Origin of the sequence: Culturomica massiliensis, assembly GCF_900091655.1 — a bacterium.
GTDB lineage: Bacteria > Bacteroidota > Bacteroidia > Bacteroidales > Marinifilaceae > Culturomica > Culturomica massiliensis.
Genome location: NZ_LT594621.1, coordinates 2,387,936 through 2,406,616 on the forward strand (window position 1 = coordinate 2,387,936; position 18,681 = coordinate 2,406,616).

18 protein-coding genes and 1 tRNA gene are annotated in these 18,681 nt (G+C 43.5%); 9 read left to right on the forward strand and 10 right to left on the reverse strand.

All coding sequences use genetic code 11. The features are described 5' to 3' along the window. Nucleotides 1-9: 9 nt before the first annotated feature. From BN8908_RS11540 to BN8908_RS11560, 5 genes are all read right to left on the reverse strand, one after another. Complete coding sequence (locus BN8908_RS11540; protein ID WP_068690719.1) at nucleotides 10-369, reverse strand: four helix bundle protein; 360 nt, start codon at nucleotides 367-369, stop codon at nucleotides 10-12. 39 nt (nucleotides 370-408) lie between these two features. Then, nucleotides 409-1,731 (reverse strand): V-type ATP synthase subunit B, encoded by a 1,323-nt coding sequence (locus BN8908_RS11545; protein WP_021988138.1) that lies wholly within the window; start codon nucleotides 1,729-1,731, stop codon nucleotides 409-411. 103 nt (nucleotides 1,732-1,834) lie between these two features. Further along, nucleotides 1,835-3,595 carry a V-type ATP synthase subunit A gene (locus BN8908_RS11550; RefSeq protein WP_021988137.1) on the reverse strand — a complete coding sequence of 587 codons (1,761 nt, stop codon included), beginning with the start codon at nucleotides 3,593-3,595 and terminating at the stop codon, nucleotides 1,835-1,837. 161 nt (nucleotides 3,596-3,756) lie between these two features. Next, nucleotides 3,757-4,572: a DUF2764 family protein gene (locus BN8908_RS11555; RefSeq protein ID WP_021988136.1), complete on the reverse strand. Its 816-nt coding sequence runs from the start codon at nucleotides 4,570-4,572 to the stop codon at nucleotides 3,757-3,759. A 90-nt stretch (nucleotides 4,573-4,662) separates the two neighbouring features. Then, nucleotides 4,663-5,268 carry a V-type ATP synthase subunit E gene (locus BN8908_RS11560; protein WP_021988135.1) on the reverse strand — a complete coding sequence of 202 codons (606 nt, stop codon included), beginning with the start codon at nucleotides 5,266-5,268 and terminating at the stop codon, nucleotides 4,663-4,665. A gap of 222 nt (nucleotides 5,269-5,490) precedes the next feature. Here BN8908_RS11560 and BN8908_RS11565 point away from each other — a divergent pair, with 222 nt between their 5' ends. From BN8908_RS11565 to BN8908_RS11585, 5 genes are all read left to right on the forward strand, one after another. Then, on the forward strand, nucleotides 5,491-6,387 hold the full coding sequence (locus BN8908_RS11565; RefSeq protein WP_021988134.1) for a LysR substrate-binding domain-containing protein: 897 nt from the start codon (nucleotides 5,491-5,493) through the stop codon (nucleotides 6,385-6,387). A gap of 249 nt (nucleotides 6,388-6,636) precedes the next feature. Further along, nucleotides 6,637-7,314 (forward strand): MotA/TolQ/ExbB proton channel family protein, encoded by a 678-nt coding sequence (locus tag BN8908_RS11570; protein WP_021988133.1) that lies wholly within the window; start codon nucleotides 6,637-6,639, stop codon nucleotides 7,312-7,314. A 1-nt stretch (nucleotide 7,315) separates the two neighbouring features. Then, a complete protein-coding gene (locus BN8908_RS11575) occupies nucleotides 7,316-7,708 on the forward strand; it encodes an ExbD/TolR family protein (RefSeq protein WP_021988132.1) in 393 nt (130 codons plus the stop codon). Between the two features lie 215 nt (nucleotides 7,709-7,923). Beyond that, the gene (locus BN8908_RS11580) at nucleotides 7,924-8,586 is read left to right on the forward strand and encodes a DUF4136 domain-containing protein (protein ID WP_021988131.1); all 663 of its coding nucleotides are present in this window, start codon (nucleotides 7,924-7,926) and stop codon (nucleotides 8,584-8,586) included. A gap of 55 nt (nucleotides 8,587-8,641) precedes the next feature. Next, the gene (locus BN8908_RS11585; protein WP_021988130.1) at nucleotides 8,642-9,268 is read left to right on the forward strand and encodes an outer membrane beta-barrel protein; all 627 of its coding nucleotides are present in this window, start codon (nucleotides 8,642-8,644) and stop codon (nucleotides 9,266-9,268) included. 70 nt (nucleotides 9,269-9,338) lie between these two features. Here BN8908_RS11585 and BN8908_RS11590 read toward each other — a convergent pair. Both BN8908_RS11590 and murB read right to left on the reverse strand, forming a co-directional pair. Beyond that, nucleotides 9,339-9,411 (reverse strand) — tRNA-Trp (locus BN8908_RS11590). Between the two features lie 78 nt (nucleotides 9,412-9,489). Further along, on the reverse strand, nucleotides 9,490-10,503 hold the full coding sequence (gene murB / locus BN8908_RS11595) for a UDP-N-acetylmuramate dehydrogenase (RefSeq protein WP_021988129.1): 1,014 nt from the start codon (nucleotides 10,501-10,503) through the stop codon (nucleotides 9,490-9,492). A 413-nt stretch (nucleotides 10,504-10,916) separates the two neighbouring features. On the opposite strand from murB, the gene BN8908_RS11600 reads away from it, so the two are divergent. The 4 genes from BN8908_RS11600 to lysA all read left to right on the forward strand — a co-directional run bounded on the left by BN8908_RS11600 (nucleotide 10,917) and on the right by lysA (nucleotide 15,979). Continuing rightward, the gene (locus tag BN8908_RS11600) at nucleotides 10,917-12,293 is read left to right on the forward strand and encodes a methyltransferase RsmF C-terminal domain-like protein (protein WP_068690720.1); all 1,377 of its coding nucleotides are present in this window, start codon (nucleotides 10,917-10,919) and stop codon (nucleotides 12,291-12,293) included. Between the two features lie 19 nt (nucleotides 12,294-12,312). After that, nucleotides 12,313-13,164 (forward strand): 50S ribosomal protein L11 methyltransferase, encoded by an 852-nt coding sequence (gene prmA / locus BN8908_RS11605; RefSeq protein ID WP_068690722.1) that lies wholly within the window; start codon nucleotides 12,313-12,315, stop codon nucleotides 13,162-13,164. A gap of 223 nt (nucleotides 13,165-13,387) precedes the next feature. After that, nucleotides 13,388-14,707, forward strand: coding sequence for an aspartate kinase (locus BN8908_RS11610; protein WP_068690724.1), 1,320 nt, complete (start codon nucleotides 13,388-13,390; stop codon nucleotides 14,705-14,707). Nucleotides 14,708-14,836: 129 nt separating this feature from the next. After that, nucleotides 14,837-15,979: a diaminopimelate decarboxylase gene (gene lysA, locus BN8908_RS11615; RefSeq protein WP_068690726.1), complete on the forward strand. Its 1,143-nt coding sequence runs from the start codon at nucleotides 14,837-14,839 to the stop codon at nucleotides 15,977-15,979. Between the two features lie 180 nt (nucleotides 15,980-16,159). Here the strand turns inward: lysA and floA are convergent, their stop codons facing one another. From floA to dapA, 3 genes are all read right to left on the reverse strand, one after another. Further along, nucleotides 16,160-17,158, reverse strand: coding sequence for a flotillin-like protein FloA (gene floA / locus BN8908_RS11620; RefSeq protein WP_021988124.1), 999 nt, complete (start codon nucleotides 17,156-17,158; stop codon nucleotides 16,160-16,162). Then, nucleotides 17,151-17,627: an NfeD family protein gene (locus tag BN8908_RS11625; RefSeq protein ID WP_021988123.1), complete on the reverse strand. Its 477-nt coding sequence runs from the start codon at nucleotides 17,625-17,627 to the stop codon at nucleotides 17,151-17,153. Before BN8908_RS11625 ends, floA begins: the two co-directional genes overlap by 8 nt. A 178-nt stretch (nucleotides 17,628-17,805) precedes the next feature. Further along, nucleotides 17,806-18,681 (reverse strand): 4-hydroxy-tetrahydrodipicolinate synthase, encoded by an 876-nt coding sequence (gene dapA, locus BN8908_RS11630; protein WP_021988122.1) that lies wholly within the window; start codon nucleotides 18,679-18,681, stop codon nucleotides 17,806-17,808.

Sequence of the window (18,681 nt, forward strand, 5' to 3'; positions counted from 1 at the left end):
TTATACCATTCAAGATTTCAGATTTCTCAATTTTGTATTAATCGATGCAACTATCATTGCAAGTATTTCCTTCGTCTCTCTCCCTGCCTCTTTCAATTGATCCGGTAAAAGCAAACCAGATTCCTGAATAATTTCGAGCCAATACATTGTCTCGTCGGTTTCCTCTTCCACAATTTTCATTTTGTGAATAAAGTCCCTGTCAGACTTAGCCCGGCAAGCAGCCCTATAATTAGCGCCGACAGACAAAGAACAACGCAGTATCTGACCAGCTATCACCGAAGCAGCCTTCGTTTGCGGTAATAACTCAACCAATTCAATCACCAGCAAACCCAATTTCTTTGTCCTTTTCTGAAAATCAGCGCTGTCCATCCATTAATTTAAAATCTAAAATTTAAAATCTAAAATCTTTTAATCGCTATAATTTCCAAACTCATCCACAATCTCTTTCTTAATACCCAGTTCTGAACGTGTAAAATATTTCCGGAACAGGGCCCAGGCGGTATCCAACATCTGCGTAATACCGATATTCACGTCAATGGCCAGTAATTCATTCGAATAGTCTCTGGCAAATTCCAAGGTACGCCTGTCGTAATCCGTCAGGTCGAAGCCGTTTTCCAGCTTCGTACGGGCATTGGCAGCATCGGCATACAGACGGATGGCGGCATTCATAACCTGCGGATGATCTTTCCGGGTCTTCTTACCGATTACCAACTGTTTCAAGCGGGACAGACTCCGGAACGGGTCGACAATCACCTTCCCGATTTCCGTATCCTTACGCAAAAACAACTGTCCTTCCGTAATGTATCCCGTATTATCCGGAATAGCATGGGTAATATCCCCTCCGGACAATGTCGTTACCGCAATAATCGTAATAGAGCCTCCCTGCGGGAACTGTACGGCCTTTTCGTAAATCTTTGCCAGGTCGGAATACAGAGATCCGGGCATAGAATCCTTCGAAGGGATCTGGTCCATTCGGTTGGACACAATGCTCAGAGCATCGGCATACAATGTCATATCGGTGAGCAGCACCAGCACTTTTTCATTCTTCTCAACGGCAAAATACTCGGCTGCCGTCAATGCCATATCCGGCACCAGCAAACGTTCGACAGGAGGAGCTTCTGTCGTATTTACAAAACTGACAATGCGATCGAGTACTCCCGCATTATCGAACAAATTCTTAAAATACAGATAGTCGTCATTGGTCAGCCCCATACCTCCCAATATAATACGATCGGTCTGGGCACGTAAAGCCACATTCGCCATTACCTGATTATAAGGCTGGTCCGGATCCGCAAAAAACGGAATTTTCTGACCGGACACCAGGGTATTGTTCAGGTCGATACCGGCAATACCGGTAGCAATCAATTCTGACGGTTGCTTACGTCTCACCGGGTTTACCGAAGGACCGCCGATCTCTCGTTCCTCTCCGTCCACAGCAGGTCCGCCATCGATAGGATCACCGAACGCATTGAAAAAACGTCCGCATAAATCATCCCCTACTCTCAGTGTAGGAGCCTTTCCAAGAAAAGTTACTTCAGCATTGGTGGGAATACCTTCGGTACCTGAAAACACCTGCAACGTGATATCTTCCCCCCAGATTTTGACAACCTGCGCCAAACGACCGTTCACAATAGCCAACTCATCGTTTCCAACCCCCTGAGCTTTCAACGAGCAAGTCGCTTTTGTGATCTGCGTGATCTTGGTATATACTTTTTGAAAAGCAGTGTTCATACTTATTATTTTTGATTTTGGATTGACGATTTATGATTCTCTCACAATTCTCTAATACCTCAACGTATAGCCCAATCGTAAATCATAAATCGTAAATCGTAAATTAATCCTTTCTTCTTTCACTAATCATATCCCGTACTTCCGACTCGAATTTTTTAAACTTATCGGATTGGAATTCGGAATAGTTCATCTGTTTAAAGCCGTTGATAATCCCTTTAAAATAAGGATTCACCTCTTCGAAGGAGTCGAAATCGAAATCCGAACGGATAATCTCGAGTACCATATTCAACATATATTGCTGACGCTCCATAGAAGTAGAACCATCGATATTATCAAATGCATCCTGCTGCAATATGACAAAGTCTATCAACTCTGATTTCCAGAAAATCACATGATAATCCAAAGGCACTCCGTCGTCACCCAAAATATCGATCTGCTCTGCCGTTTCACGCCCTCTCACCAACATATTACGGGCCTCATTCACATCGGCAATCCAGGTCGCAGAAATATTTTTCTTCGCATACTCGACAAACTCGGGATATTCCAGATATTTTGAATAAGAATCCAACGTATCAATTGCCGGATAACGTTTCGAGTCGGCCCGGGCCTGCGACAACGCATAGAAACAACGGGCCACTTTCTTGGTCGATTCCGTCACCGGCTCTTTCAGGTTACCTCCGGCCGGAGATACCGTCCCGATAAAAGTAACCGAACCGGTTTTCCCGTTATTCAGATAAACCATACCGGCCCGCGCATAGAAATTAGAGATAATTGCCGACAAGTCCATCGGAAAAGCATCCTGCCCGGGCAATTCCTCCATACGGTTTGACATCTCACGCAAAGCCTGCGCCCAACGCGAAGTCGAATCCGCCAATAGCAATACCTTCATGCCCATAGCACGGTAATATTCTCCGATCGTCATGGCCGTATATACGGAAGCCTCACGGGCCGCCACCGGCATATTGGACGTATTTGCAATAATCGTCGTACGCTCATACAATGAACGTCCCGAACGCGGGTCCTGTAATTCCGGAAATTCCGTAAAGATTTCCACCACCTCATTGGCCCGCTCGCCACAAGCCGCCATGATAATGACATCGGCATCTGCAAAACGCGCCAAAGCATGCTGTAACACCGTTTTACCGGTACCGAACGGACCGGGAATAAATCCGGTACCTCCCTCCAGCATCGGATTCATCGTATCGATAACCCGCACACCGGTTTCCATCTGCCGGAAAGGACGAGGCTTATCTACATAATTACGGATAGCAACCTTCACCGGCCATTTTTGCACCATAGATACATGATACTCTTTTCCAGCATCATCCTTCAATACGGCAACCGTATCTTTAATGGTATATTCCCCTTCGGATACAATAGAAACAACCGTATATTCTCCCTCTAACTTAAAGGGAACCATAATCTTATGATCCAGCCAGTTCTCTTTTACATTCCCTAACCAATCGGCAGCTTTTACCTTATCCCCGGCTTTAGCCAAAGGAGTGAAGCTCCATTTTTTATCGTCTTCCAACGGATTGGTATATTCACCCCTTTTCAAAAAAACGCCGGTCATCTTATCCAGGTCGTTCTGCAAACCGTCGAAATTTTTCGACAACAGACCGGGTCCCAGACTTACTTCAAGCATGTGGTTCTGAAACTCCACAAGCATCCCGGGTTTTAAGCCTCGGGTACTTTCAAATACCTGTACATAAGCAAGATCTCCCACAACCTTTATCACTTCGGCCATCAAACGTTCCTCCTTCACCTCAATGAAACAAATTTCATTTTGGGAAACAGGCCCTTCGACTTTTACCAGTACAAGGTTGGAAATAATGCTATGGACTTTTCCTTGTGTTTTAGCCATAAATCCTATTCGATTTTAAATTTTAAATTTTAAATTTTAAATTGCTTCGATATCTCCCGACAATCTATAGCTGAAGTCCTGATTTTAGATACCAGATTAAAAAGCGGACTGCGAATCTACTCCCCATCAATTTAAAATTTACAATCTAAAATTTACAATTATTATTTAAACTGTTCTTCAAACTGAAAACTCTGCCGGAATTTTTCAATCATTTCCATAAATACCTTCCGGCCGGATTCGGAATTCATCTTACTCCAGCGTTCGACGATCATCAAACGCAACATATAGCTGATAACCCTTTCCAGAGAAAAATATTCGAACGTCACAGCCTCATCCAGAAAATTCCAGATGATCAAATCCAATCCCCGCTCCCGCTCGACCAAATTATCATTCTCCATCAAAGCAATCACCTTCTCGACATAAGGGTAATCCATCCCCAGCCCGAAATCCTTGGCATTCGATGTACGCAACGCCACGGCAAATTCATTACTACCGATGATTTCTCTTGCGACATTCATACCGTATTTCCGGGCATTCAACGCTGCCACCAAATTTTTCAGATTCATGGAAAATTCCGCATACTTTCTGACCAGCAGATTATCGGCTTTCATCATGTAATCGTGATACATCCAGCTCAACACATTTTCAGGCGACACCTCATAACGCAGATGCTCTTCCTTAAAATCCGTAATAAATTCCCGCAAATAAGACGGTATCATCTTATCCGGTTCCTGTATTTCATCTTCCAGCAATTTCACCGGATACACCGTCGTCAATCCCGGGTCAGCCTCCTGTTTGTTCAGTAAACGCAATACCTGCGCATTGTCGTTCGGCAAAAAAAACAAATCGACCAACTGCTCATCCCTGCCACGGATATAATCTTTCAACTGTGCCCGGAATTCTCCGACCGTCAACGATAACTTCCGGTCATCCCAGGCTATCTCCGGCAAACCTGCTATAAAAGCAATATAATCCACGTGATTAATTTTAGATTTTAAATTTTAGATTTCAGATTTATCAGAACAAGCTGCCCAATCAATTTACAATCTAAAATTTACAATTTACAATTATTTATAGAGTAAGGTCTTCGTAAAGCTTCTCATATACTGATTAAAGAAAGCTTCAAACAACTCTTCGGAAAAAGCGACCTGATAACCGCCCTCTTTCGGCTGGATGACAAAAGCACCTTCCGTATTTCCCGTTTTGATTTCCAGCCCCCGGTCTAACAAATCTTTATACTTTGCAGCCACAAACTTCTGGAAGTTTGCTTTTTCACTCTCAGAAAGAATCAGTTCCAGATTCAGGTTCCCGGAAGCAACATCCCACTTTTTCACAATTTCAACCAGTAACTCCTGCACAAAAGCCTCATCCTTAAATCCGGACTTGACAATCTCGCCGGCCACTTCTCCGGAAATCAGATTCGTAACCGACTGTTTCAATGCCGTAATAGCCTGACGCGCACTCAAAGCCATTTCCGATTCGGCTTTTTTCTTCAGATTCTCGATATCCGCTTCTGCACCGGCTTTCATTTCTTTCACTTTAGCCTCGGCGTCAGCGATCAGCTTCGCTGCCTCCTCCTTCGCTTTAGCCATAATTTTTTCAGCTTCCCGGTTCGCTTTGTCTACCCCCTCTTCATACAGCTTTTTAGTTAAAACATCTAATTTATTCTCCATATAAAATTTATTTTTTATTCCTGATTTTAAAAATACAAACAAACAGGCAAACCTTATTTTATTTTCGGGCTCAATTTACCTCTTTTTACGGGAAAAAACAATATTCAGCCCCACTCCTGCAAACATTTTCGAAAAGCTTTTTGTCAGTCGCCTGCAAATCATATTGCTTTTTCAATTTTAAGACCGTATCTTCGTTTATCCGATATATTAAAAAAAATTTACATGCTCGATCATAAATTAATCATATTCAATCACCTGGCCAAAAATCCCAATATGACCAAAGTGGCTGAAACACTTCACCTTTCCCAACCGGCCGTATCCAAAAGCATCAAAGAACTGGAAAACGAGCTTTCCATTACCCTTTTCGACCGGATAAAAGGACGTATGCAACTGACGACTGCGGGGAAATATCTGCTGCAAGCAACCGAAGATCTCATTCGGAAAGAAAGGGATATCCGGTCTGATATCGACCGGCTGAAAAATACATTTTCGGGAACACTCTGCCTGGGAGCAAGCACAACCCTTTCCCAGTATATTTTGCCGGAAATTCTGTCCGGATTTACGGCCCGTTATCCCAATATACATATTCAGGTTATCAGCGGCAATACCGCTCAAATCGAACAGGAAATCTGTAACGATAACCTGCACCTCGCTTTTATTGAAGGCACACCAAACCAACCCGACATCCATTACATCCCCTTTTTAAAAGACGAGATCGTACTCACCGGCGCCGCATCTGCCAAAATTCCGGCTACTCTGCAAAAAACAGAGCTCCCGCAATTGAAATTCGTATTCAGAGAAAAAGATTCAGGCACCCTCTCTGTTATCCGCAAAGCTTTATCCGAAATCGGCATCCCCCTGTCTTCCCTGCACGAACAACTCATATTGGGTACGACCGAAGGCATCAAAAACTACCTTCAACTGACGGATTGTTTTGCTTTCCTCTCCGTATACAGCATCCGTCATGAATTGATGGCGGGAAAATTAAAAATCATCGACATCGAGGATGTTACCATCGAACGGATGTTTCACATCATACACAAACAGGGCTACCTGGATGCGTATGCCCGCAAATTCATGGACTATGCCATCCGATACAGTCAAAAACACGACAAATGACTATTAAAAGTTTAGATTTACGATTTTAAATTAAATTCGCAATTTCCCACCCAATAAAGAAGAATTGTAAATCCTCAAGATCGGGTGAGTTTGTGCGTGCAATCTAAAAGCGTAAATCGTAAATTTAAAATTAAGAATCTGCAATTAAAAATCTCCTTTGTTTTTTGTGAAAACTACAGTATCTTCGCTGCGAAAATAAACGGGCAGGTGTAAACCCGTCATACAAACGAATAATTTCAGTATCAGGATATGAATATATTTACTTTCATCACAGCACCGGTTCCCCCCGTCAGCGACCAGCAAATGAACTTATGGGATATGATCGTAAAGGGAGGCTGGCTGATGATCCCTATCTTCATTCTTTCAATCATAGCGGTATACATCATCTGTGAAAGATTTACGGTCATCCGGAAGGCTTCCGTTTCCCCGAAAGTATTTACCGAAAAAGTATTCAGCTACCTTCAAAACGGAAACAAAACGGCAGCCTTGCAGGAGTGTGATACAGAAGATTCTCCGGTTTCCCGGATGATTAAAAAAGGAATACATTACAGCCATATCCCGACTACGGAACTTCGGATAACCATGGAAAATACCGCCAATAAAGAAATAGCTGCATTGGAAAAAGGCCTGCCTGCCTTGGCAACGATAGCCGGGATGGCTCCCATGATCGGTTTTTTAGGTACGGTTGTCGGTATGGTACAGGCATTTTACGATATGTCTCTTGCCGGAAACAACATAAACATCACCCTGCTTTCCCGGGGTATCTATACGGCCATGATTACCACGGTCGCCGGTTTGATTGTCGGGATCATTGCCTATTTAGCCTACAATGCCCTGGTAAGCCGGATCGACCGGATTGCTGCCGATATGGAAAACGCATCTGCAGAATTTATCGATTCACAATACGAAACTCAAAACCGGAAATAACATGGCGATCAAAAGAAAAAGTAAAATAAATCCGAATTTCAACATGTCGTCAATGACCGACATCGTATTTCTTTTACTTATCTTTTTTCTGGTCACTTCTACATTGGTCAATCCCAATGCCTTAAAACTATTACTACCCAAAAGTACCAACCAGCTTTCCAACCGGGAATCCGTAACCGTATCCATCGATAAAAATCTCGTCTACTATTTCAATGCCAAGGTTACCCCCTTTTCCATGCTGGAAAGTAAAATCGTAGAGGAATTGAAAAATTCCGACGATCCCTGTATCACCATCCAGGCTGAAAAATCGGTTCCCATCGAACATGTCGTACGGGTAATGAATATCGCCAAAACCCACGGTTATAAATCCATTCTCGCTACCGATCCGGAATAAATAACAATTATTCAATTTTTAATTTACGATACCTCTTTCGACAGAAGAGGATTGTACGTCTAGCCTAAAATTGTAAATCTAAAATCTACAATTAAAACACTTATTGCAACTATTTAAAATCATCAGCGTATACCTTCCTACATTAAAAATGGTTTATTAAAATCTCAAAATGCAGATTTCTAATAAAAAAATGTCAAACTAAAAACAAACTAAGTATGAGACGTTTACTTTTTTTACTACTAACCGGATTGTTTGCGCAACTGTTAGTATCCTGCTATCCGGAGGGTGCAGACAACACAGAGGACTATGATGTTGCCATGACCAGCTACGACAGGGATAAAGATGCCGCTTATTTTGCAGGCCTGAAAACTTTCTCCATGCCGGACTCTATCGTTTATTTTGTCAGTAAAAATGACGAAATTATGGGAAATCACCAATTTGACCAAGCCATCCTGACCCTGGTCGCTTCAAAATTTGAAGCTTTGGGATACCAGAGAATTGTGGGCTCGGAAACGGATAAACCCGATTTCTTCGTAACCGTATCAGCCTTTTCGAATGTAAATTACTATTTCGTAGGCAACAACTGGTATGACTATTGGGGTTGGTATCCGGGTTGGAACTGGTACGGCTGGGATTGGCCTTATTTCAGACCTTACTACCCGTGGGGACCTGTCAATGTCTTCTCTTACCGTTCCGGTTCGATCGTAATCGATATGTTGGATCCGTCTAATGTTAATGAATCAAGCAATCAGGTACCGGTATTATGGAGCGGTATTGCCGACGGCATTATCGCCGGTTCTGCCAGCTCAATACAACAACGGGCAGAAAAACAAATCAACCAATGTTTTGCACAATCTCCTTATCTGGGAACCAAATAAAAACGGCAAACTTGGAAAAATGTATAAATTAACAGTGACTTAAAAACAAATGATTATGAAAAAAATATTAACCCTCGCTATAATTCTGTTCAGCCTGAGCCCGCTTGTAAAAGCTCAGATGCTTAACTTAAATTATCAGATAAGCGTACCGCTGGGAGATATTAAAGACTTTACTGACAAAGCCAGCTTCCGGGGTATGGACATCGAATACCACCAATTTTTAGGTGATCACTTCTCTATCGGTGGTGCCATCGGTTGGAACGTATTTTACAAAAACCTGGATCACGAAACCGGAGATTTCCGCTTCAGCGGCAATGATAACATCTACACCATTACCGGAAACCAGTACCGCTATGTCAATACTGTGCCCATCATGGCTGTCGGCCGTTATTATTTCACCGACAATACAACCGCCGTACGCCCGTTCTTCGGATTGGGTGTAGGAACCCGCTGGACTGAAAAACGTTTGGAAATAGGCCAGTATACATCGACAATCTCCAGATGGCAATTCACATTTGCCCCGGAGGTCGGTATGTATGTACCTCTCAACGAACAATTGGCTTTGAACTTCGGAGCCAAATACAGCTACGGAACCAAAGCCTCACACGGAAGGATTCCTGAATTCCAAAGCCTCACCTTCAGTGTCGGCTTGATACTGATGGGCGGTGGTCAACAATATTGATTCCCGCAAAAATTCCTCAGAAAGGAAAAACAAATAAAAGAGGTTGCCGAAAAACGGCAACCTCTTTTTGCACGGAAGGAGGGGCTCGAACCCCCGACAGCCGGTTTTGGAGACCGGTACTCTACCAACTGAGCTACTTCCGTATTTCGCGGTGCAAAGGAAAGAAAAGTTTCCCAATAATGCAAACAATAACCGGAGAAAGTAGGCCAACCCTCTCCGGATTATATGATAATAACCTCGGGTTCAATCCAGATATTAAATTGCATAAATACACTTTTTTTAATCGCATTGGCCAACCGGGTGACTTCAATACCGGTAGCACCTCCTTTGTTTACCAACACCAAAGCCTGTTTCTCGTATACCCCGGCACGCCCCAACGTTTTCCCTTTCCATCCGCATTGCTCAATCAGCCAACCGGCAGCCAGTTTTACCATACCCTCTCCGGCCGGATATAAAGGCATAGCCGGATATTTTTCCTGCAACTGACGGCCAATGACTTCGGCTACCACCGGGTTTTTAAAAAAACTTCCGGCACTGGGGACCTCCGATACTTCCGGCAATTTAGCCTTTCGGATACGGATCACAGCCTCCCGGATCTGCTTCAACCCCAGCTGTTCTCCTGTCTTTTCCAACTCCTGCCGGATACTTCCGTATCCGAGCTTGAAAACCGGTTGTTTATCCAAACAGAATACAACATAAGTCACCACATACTTATTCTTCCATTCCTGCTTGAAAATACTGTTCCGATAAGCCAGCCGACAATCGGCAGCCTCTATCGTCACCTTACAGGCTTTTTCCAGATCAATAACCTCAACCCGGCACAGGGTATCTTTGGCTTCAACACCGTAAGCACCGATATTTTGTACCGGTGCAGCTCCGACATGTCCCGGAATCAAAGACAAATTTTCTACACCTCCATAACCATGCTCCACCGCCCAGGCAACAAAATCATCCCATACGACACCGGCTCCGACACGTACCCACACCTTATCCTGATTTTCATCAACTATTTCAATACCGGACATCAACGGATAAAGGACCGTTCCGTCAAAATCCTCGGTAAACAAAAAATTACTCCCCCCTCCCAGAATCAATATTTCTTCGGGCTTCAATTCATATTCCGATACAAACCCGATCAACTCATCTTCCTGTTCCGTTTCTACAAAATATTTACAGCAAACATCTATATCAAAGGTGTTGTATTTCTTTAAGTTAAAATTTTCTTCAATTCTCATATTCTATTATTCCGCTTCTAATACACTCAAATAAATAATGATACGTCAAAAGACAATGAATGCCAGTCTCTATTATCTTTACACAAAACAGATGACATTTTCAGCAGAACTCAAATAAATTTGATTCTGCATTCAACTTACATTATCTTTGCACCCAATATAATACAAGCAGAATGCAGTACAACGTCCATTTGAGTTCAATCCGGCAGACTTATTTGTTGCAAAGATAATGCAAGCCGGGTACAGAGCCAAATATATTTCAGTTATGCAGGACAACTTATAAAAAAAGAACGTTTTAATTGTAGATTTACGATTTCAGATCAAAAAATCTGATAACAAATCAAGTTGCCAGGCAATTTAAAATCTAAAATTTAAAATCTAAAATCTAAAATTAATATAAAGGATATCCCGAAATGAGCAATTTACCGCCGGCTTTCGAATCACGCATGAGAAAACAACTCGGTCAGGAGGCCGATGCATTCTTCAAGGCCCTCAACCAACCGGCACCGGTCAGCATCCGCCTTAATCCGATTAAAACAACCGGTAAAATACCGGATACGCTTCAATCCATCGTAGACAAAAAGACCGAATGGTGTCCGGAAGGGTATTTCTTATCCCAACGCCCGGTATTTACCCTGGACCCCTGTTATCAGGGAGGAGCCTACTATGTTCAGGAAGCCTCATCCATGTTTATCGGATACCTTTTAAAGCAAATTATACATGAACAACCGGTAAAAGTACTGGATCTCTGTGCCGCCCCCGGAGGAAAATCAAGCCTGACCGTTTCGGCCCTTCCCGCCGACAGTCTGCTGGTTTCCAACGAAGTCATTCGCTCACGGGCAACCATCCTCAAAGAAAATATGCTCCGCTGGGGATACAGCAACGTCGTTGTCACCAACAACGACCCATCAGATTTCTCCGCATTTGAAAGTGCATTCGATATCGTCATCGTAGATGCTCCCTGCTCAGGGGAAGGGATGTTTCGCAAAGATCCGGCTTCTATCGGCGAATGGAACGAAAACAACCTGACCGTGTGCCGGGACCGGCAAAAACGGATATTGACGGATATCTGGAAAACACTGAAACCCGACGGTTACCTGATTTACAGCACCTGTACCTATAACCCCGGAGAAAACGAAGAAATACTGGAATGGATCTGCCGGCAGTTTCAGGCCGAAAGTATCCCGGTTTCACTGCCGGCCGATACAATTACACCCGGAAATTCAACTGCTTACGGTTACCATTTTTACCCGCATAAGACAACCGGGGAAGGATTTTTCTGCGGACTTATCCGGAAAAAAGACGGAGAAAAATACCGCCCGAAGAAAAATAAAAAACAAAAAACGACTACATTCCCTATTCCTCCGGAACTAAGTCGGCTACTGATTCATTCTGAGAATCTTACTGCACAAAACGAAGACAACCGGATTACGATATTGCCGGATATGCACGGTGAATTTATCCGGCAACTCCGTTCGGAATTAAAAGTTACGGCTTACGGCTGTGAAGCAGCCGAATTATACAACCGGAAAATCAAATTATTACATCCCCTGGCACTCACAACCTGGCTCAACAAGCAAGCCTGCTCCTGTTATGAAGCCGAATTGCCGGAAGCTCTTCGCTATTTGAAAAAAGAAGACATACAGGTAAATGCAAAAACCGGGGAATGGATATTGATCACTTACCGGCATATTGCCCTCGGATGGGGCAAAAACCTCGGTAACCGATTGAACAATTATTTACCCAAAGAATGGAGAATCCGCATGGATCTGCCAACCGACCTTATTTAGAAATTTTACCTTCATCATCATGACATACACAGCAATAAATTTTACCATCACTCCTTTTTCGGAAGATATCGCCGATGCACTCATCGCAGAAATAAGTAAATTGGGATACGACGGCTTTCAATACAATGAAAACGGCTTCACCGCCTATATACCTTCTTCCCGTTATAATGAAAAAGCATTGGATAACCTGAAACTCCCGGATATTCTCCCCTCCACCTATAGAATCGGGAAAAGTTGTGAACAAATTGAAGAACGGGACTGGAATAAAGAATGGGAAGAAAACTTTACGCCCATTGTAGTCAACGACCGGATTCAGGTAAGAGCCGGATTTCACGACCCGATTCCGGGTATCGAATATGAAATCATTATCGACCCTAAAATGAGCTTCGGAACCGGACATCACGCCACAACAGCCCTGATGCTTGAAACGCTATTGGATTTTGCCCCCCGGATAAAAAACAAAAAAATACTGGATATGGGATGCGGAACCGGTATACTTTCCATTATGGCCTCCAAAACAGGAGCCCTGAAAATTGTCGGTATCGATATTGACGAATGGGCCTATAACAACGCCATGGAAAATATCCATACCAACGGTTTAAACAACATTACAATAAAAATCGGAGATGCCTCCTTACTGGAGCAGGAAGGGAAATTCGACTTTATCCTAGCTAACATCAACCGGAACATTCTTTTGAACGATATGCACCGTTACACAGCTCACCTGGCTGCAAAAGGCTTTTTAATCATGAGCGGCTTTTATTCCCAAGACCTGCCCATGATCCGGGAAAAAGCCAAACAATTGGCACTCACCTATCAGACACACAAAGAACAGGACAATTGGGTAGCTGCATCTTTCTACAAAGAATAAACAATATGTTTATTTTTAAACAATCACTTGTTTAATTGAACACAATATATGATATTTGCACCCGCGAACAGAGATAGCTATTCCGCATATCTTTTTTGTACCCACTTCATTTTATTATAAAGTGCCGGTCCTCATTGTAACCGATGAGAAAGATAGAAAATAGCCTTTATTTTCAGTTGCAGAAAAACAATACATTGACAACACACTAAGAAATAAAATAAACATGAAAGTTTTAAAATTCGGAGGAACCTCTGTCGGCAGTGCAGACAGAATACGATCGGTAGCTGCATTAATCGACGACAACCAACCCAAAATTGTCGTGCTCTCGGCTATGTCCGGCACAACCAATAAGTTATTGGAAATTGCAGATTGCCTGTATCGCACCGACAAGCAAAAAGCGTTGGACATTATTCAGAATCTGGAACTGAATTATTATATTACCATCAGCGAATTATATGAAACAGAACCTTATATCCGAAAAGCCAAAGAGTTTGTTCAGACCGTTTTCACCTATCTGCGTTCATTCATTAACAAAGACTTCTATCCGCTTCAGGAAAAAGCGGTCGTAGCGCAAGGGGAAATCATGTCGACCACCCTGATGCATTATTACCTGGAGGAATGCGGTATCCCCTCCAGTCTGGTGTCCGCTCTGGAATATATGCGGATCGACAAAGACTGTGAACCGGATTATTTTTACATCCGGCAAAACCTGCAGCGGGAATTAGCCAAACCGGATATCAGGCCGCTTATCATTACCCAGGGATTTATCTGCCGGAATGCATACGGAGAAATAGACAACCTCAAACGAGGCGGCAGCGATTATTCTGCGGCACTGGTAGGAGCTGCTATACAGGCTAGCGAAATACAAATATGGACAGACATCGACGGAGTACACAACAACGATCCCCGTTTTGTCGAAAATACGAAAGCCATTCGTCATTTGTCTTTCGACGAAGCTGCTGAACTGGCTTATTTCGGTGCCAAAATCCTCCACCCCTCCAGTATTCAACCGGCTAAAAAAGAAAACATTCCGGTACGCCTGAAAAACACCCTCCATCCCGAGGACGAAGGTACATTAATCACCAAGGAAAGTCCGGCACAAAACGTCAAGGCTGTTGCAGCCAAAGACGGCATTACGGCCATTAAAATCAAATCAACCAATATGCTGCTGGCTTATGGCTTTCTGCGTAAAGTTTTCGAAGTTTTCGAATCCTGGAAAACCCCGATCGATATGATCGCAACCTCGGAAGTAGCCGTATCTTTAACGATCGACTGCACCGAACACCTGGAAAATATAATCAAAGACCTTGAAAAATTCGGCACGATAGAAGTCGATAGTAACCTGTCCATTATATGTATTGTCGGTGATTTTTCGGCAGCCAAAACCGGCCTGGGTGCAAAAGTATTAAATGCTCTGTCTCATGTTCCTTTGTGTATGATCTCTTACGGAGGAAGCGAACACAACATTTCCTTTCTCGTAAAACAAGAAGACAAGCAACAAGCCTTACGCGACCTGAGTGCCCAACTGCTTGAAAAAGAATAAATGAATTCATATAAATTGGAAATTGCAGATTGCAAATTTTAAATTGTTTGCCACTTGATTCGATATCAGATTTTTAATCTAAAATTAAAACATCCACGGACTTAAGTCCGGAACTTACAATATAAACCAATGGTGTTCACAGAAAAATTAAGGGAAATACAAACCCCCTGTTATTACTATAATATCGAACTATTAAAGAAAACGCTGGAAAAAATAAATACCGAATCGGGAAAATATCCGGCTTTTCATGTCCATTATGCAGTCAAAGCCAATGCAAACCCGGTCCTGTTGCAAATCATCAGCAGCTACGGGATAGGAGCAGATTGTGTCAGCGGTAACGAAATACAACGCGCATTGGAATGCGGCTTTCCTGTGGATAAGATCGTTTATGCCGGAGTCGGGAAAAGCGATGCGGAAATCGAAATCGCTCTGCAAAACGATATCTTTTGTTTCAACAGCGAATCTCTGCCGGAAATCCGCGTCATCAATGAAATTGCCGGGCGAATGCACAAGAAAGCCCGTATCGCTTTAAGGATAAACCCGAATGTCGATGCCCATACCCACCATTACATTACAACCGGTATAGAAGAAAACAAATTCGGTATTTACCTGTATGATTTAAATCATGTGATCGAAGAAACGCTTCAACTGCCTCACACCGAACTGATCGGCCTGCATTTCCACATCGGTTCCCAAATTACCGATATGAATGTATTCCGCAGCCTGTGCCTGAAAGTTAACGAAATCCAGCAACAGTTACAAAACAGAGGTATCCGTCTTCCGCATGTCAACTTCGGCGGCGGGTTAGGTACCGAATACAATACCCCCTATGGAGAACCGATTGCCGACTTTGAAAACTATTTCGCGACTTTCGCCCGATTTTACGAACCGCTTCCTCATCAACACATTCATTTTGAATTAGGCCGTTCCGTAATTGCACATTGCGGGGATCTAATCGCCAAAGTGTTGTATGTAAAAGAAGGACGGAATAAAAAATTTGCCATTCTCGACGCCGGTATGAATGACCTGTTACGACCGGCCCTTTACCAGGCATTTCACAAAATCGAGAATATCAGTTCCGACCGGCCGGAAGAAAAATACGACGTTGTCGGTCCGATATGCGAATCTTCGGATTGTTTCGGCAAAGATGTTTCCCTGAATGAAGTATCCCGGGGCGACCTGATCGTCATTCATACGGCCGGAGCCTATGGCGAAACCATGTCTTCCCGTTACAATCTAAGGGATCTGCCGCAAACTTATTTCTCTGAGTAATAAAATCGTTTATACAAATTATAAATTTTAGATTGTAAATTGCCTGGCAAACAGATTCGTTATCAGACTCTTTTAATCTAAAATCGTAAATCGTAAATCATAAATAAAACGCCCCTAAAAAATGCGGTGCACCTGTAAAAATGCCGCATTTTTTAGGGGACAATCTCCGGCTAACTTTTACTATGTCAACTTATCCGATTTCTTCTTTTTATCTTCCGGTTTAGCAATAGATTCCCGCATTTGGGTATCTGCTTCGATATTTTTCATCCGGTAATAATCCATTACCCCCAAATTACCGGAACGGAATGCATCTGCCATAGCCAACGGCACGTGAGCCTCTGCTTCGATCACTTTGGCTTTCATCTCCTGTGCCAAAGCCTTCATTTCCTGTTCTTTGGCAACAGCCATTGCCCTTCTTTCCTCTGCTTTTGCCTGTGCAATTTTCAAATCGGCATCGGCCTGGTCAATCTGTAAACCGGCACCGATATTCTTACCGACATCAATATCGGCAATATCGATAGACAAAATTTCAAAAGCTGTTCCGGAATCCAAACCTTTTTCCAACACGACCTTGGATATAAAATCCGGATTCTCCATCACAGATTTGTGTGAATCGGACGAACCGATAGAAGAGACAATACCTTCCCCGACACGCGCCAATATCGTTTCTTCTCCGGCACCTCCGACCAAACGCTTGATATTGGCCCGTACCGTTACCCGTGCTTTAGCGATCAACTGAATACCGTCCTTGGCCACGGCCGTCACCGGCGGAGTATTGATTACCTTCGGGTTGACACTCATTTGTACGGCCTCAAAAACGTCCCGGCCGGCCAAATCCACAGCAGTCGCAATCTGAAATGTCAAATCGATATTTGCCTTCGACGCGGATACCAATGCATGCACAACCTGTGCCACATGTCCTCCGGCCAGATAATGGGCCTCGAGCATATCCCGGTATAACTCGATTCCGGCTTTCTTCCCTTCGATCATAGCCCCCACAATAACCGTCGGCGGCACTTTACGCCACCTCATCAATATCAACTGTAAAAGCGAAATTTTTACATCCGACACCAACGCCTGAAACCACAAACCCAGCGGGATAAGGTACAAAATAATCCACAAAAGGAACAGACCGCCTACGATCGCCGCAATCAAAATAATGACTGAATTATTATCCATACAAACTGTCTTTTAATTTAACAACAATTTTATCTCTATATACTTTCACAACTTCTACCTTACTATTGGCATCGACATAGCCGTCTTCAGATAAAGCCTCCACAACCGATTCCCCGATTTTCACTTTTCCCATCGGTGCCAGCCGGCCGATGCAGACACCGCAATCTCCGGGCCGTATACGCTCGTCTACCGGCTCCACTGTTCCATCGATCTTACTTTCCAGACTCAATCTTTTCCAGGTTTGAGCCCGCAAAACATACCACGTCAGTACACATCCCCCCAACGCCGTCCCCAACACCACCAGGTGACCGGTTTTCGTCCCAAAAAACTCATACCCCAAATAAACACCGAAACACAAACAGGCAAAACCGATCAATCCCACGATATTTACACCGGGAAAAACCAGAAATTCCAATATCAGCAACACAAAACCGATTAAAATAAGTACGATCAAAACCAACCATTCCATAACCCTTATAATTAGTTTACGATTTTTGATCCCTAATACTCTCCCTGCCAATCCCCCTACACTCCGAAATAAAAACAACCCTCCGGCCTTTTCCGTATCTCACGACCTCATGAAGGCACCGGCTTTTCCCGGCAATTTATCTCTTTTGCCGATAAAGATATAAAAAAAACGTTAATAATCAACACCCCAACAACATTCTCAACCGATCATACAGTGCCGGCGTTACAGGTATCAAGGGTAATCTGAGACTATTATTCCGGATAATTCCTTTCAGATGCAAAGCTGCTTTTATACCTGCCGGATTTCCTTCGGCGAACAAAGCCTGAAACAATTCACTCAATTGTAAATGTATCTCCGCAGCTTCCCCGAACTTGCCCACTTGTGCCAAATGCACCATAGCTGAAAATTCACGGGAGCAGGCATTGGCAATCACAGAAATAACACCTTCCACCCCGATGGCCATCAAAGGCAGGGTAATCCCATCATCCCCCGAAACAACAGTAAAATCATGCCGTTTGAATTTCAGTATCTCACTGATTTGTGCGAAATTACCGCTAGCCTCCTTGATTCCGATAATATTCGGACAATCGTTCGACAAACGGACAACCGTAGATGCCGCCAGATTGGCAACGGTACGTCCCGGTACATTATACAGGAAAACAGGTAACGGCGAACATGCTCCGATAGCTTTAAAATGCTGATACATTCCCTCCTGTGAAGGTTTATTGTAATAAGGGACAACGCTCAAAACAGCGTCACAGACATCGGCATAAGGAAATTCCTGTAATTTCTTCACAACTTCAGCCGTATTGTTTCCACCGATACCGACCATCACCGGTACCCGTTTGTTATTTTTCTCCAGAATCAAACGCAACACCTCCATGCGTTCGGCTTCCGACATTGTAGCTGCTTCCGAAGTCGTACCCAAAGCAACCAGATAATCGACACCTCCGGCAATCACATCATCCACCAAGCCTCCCAATGCCACCTCATCTATTTTTCCGTTTTCATCAAACGGAGTTACCAAAGCAACCCCTACTCCTTTAAATTTCAT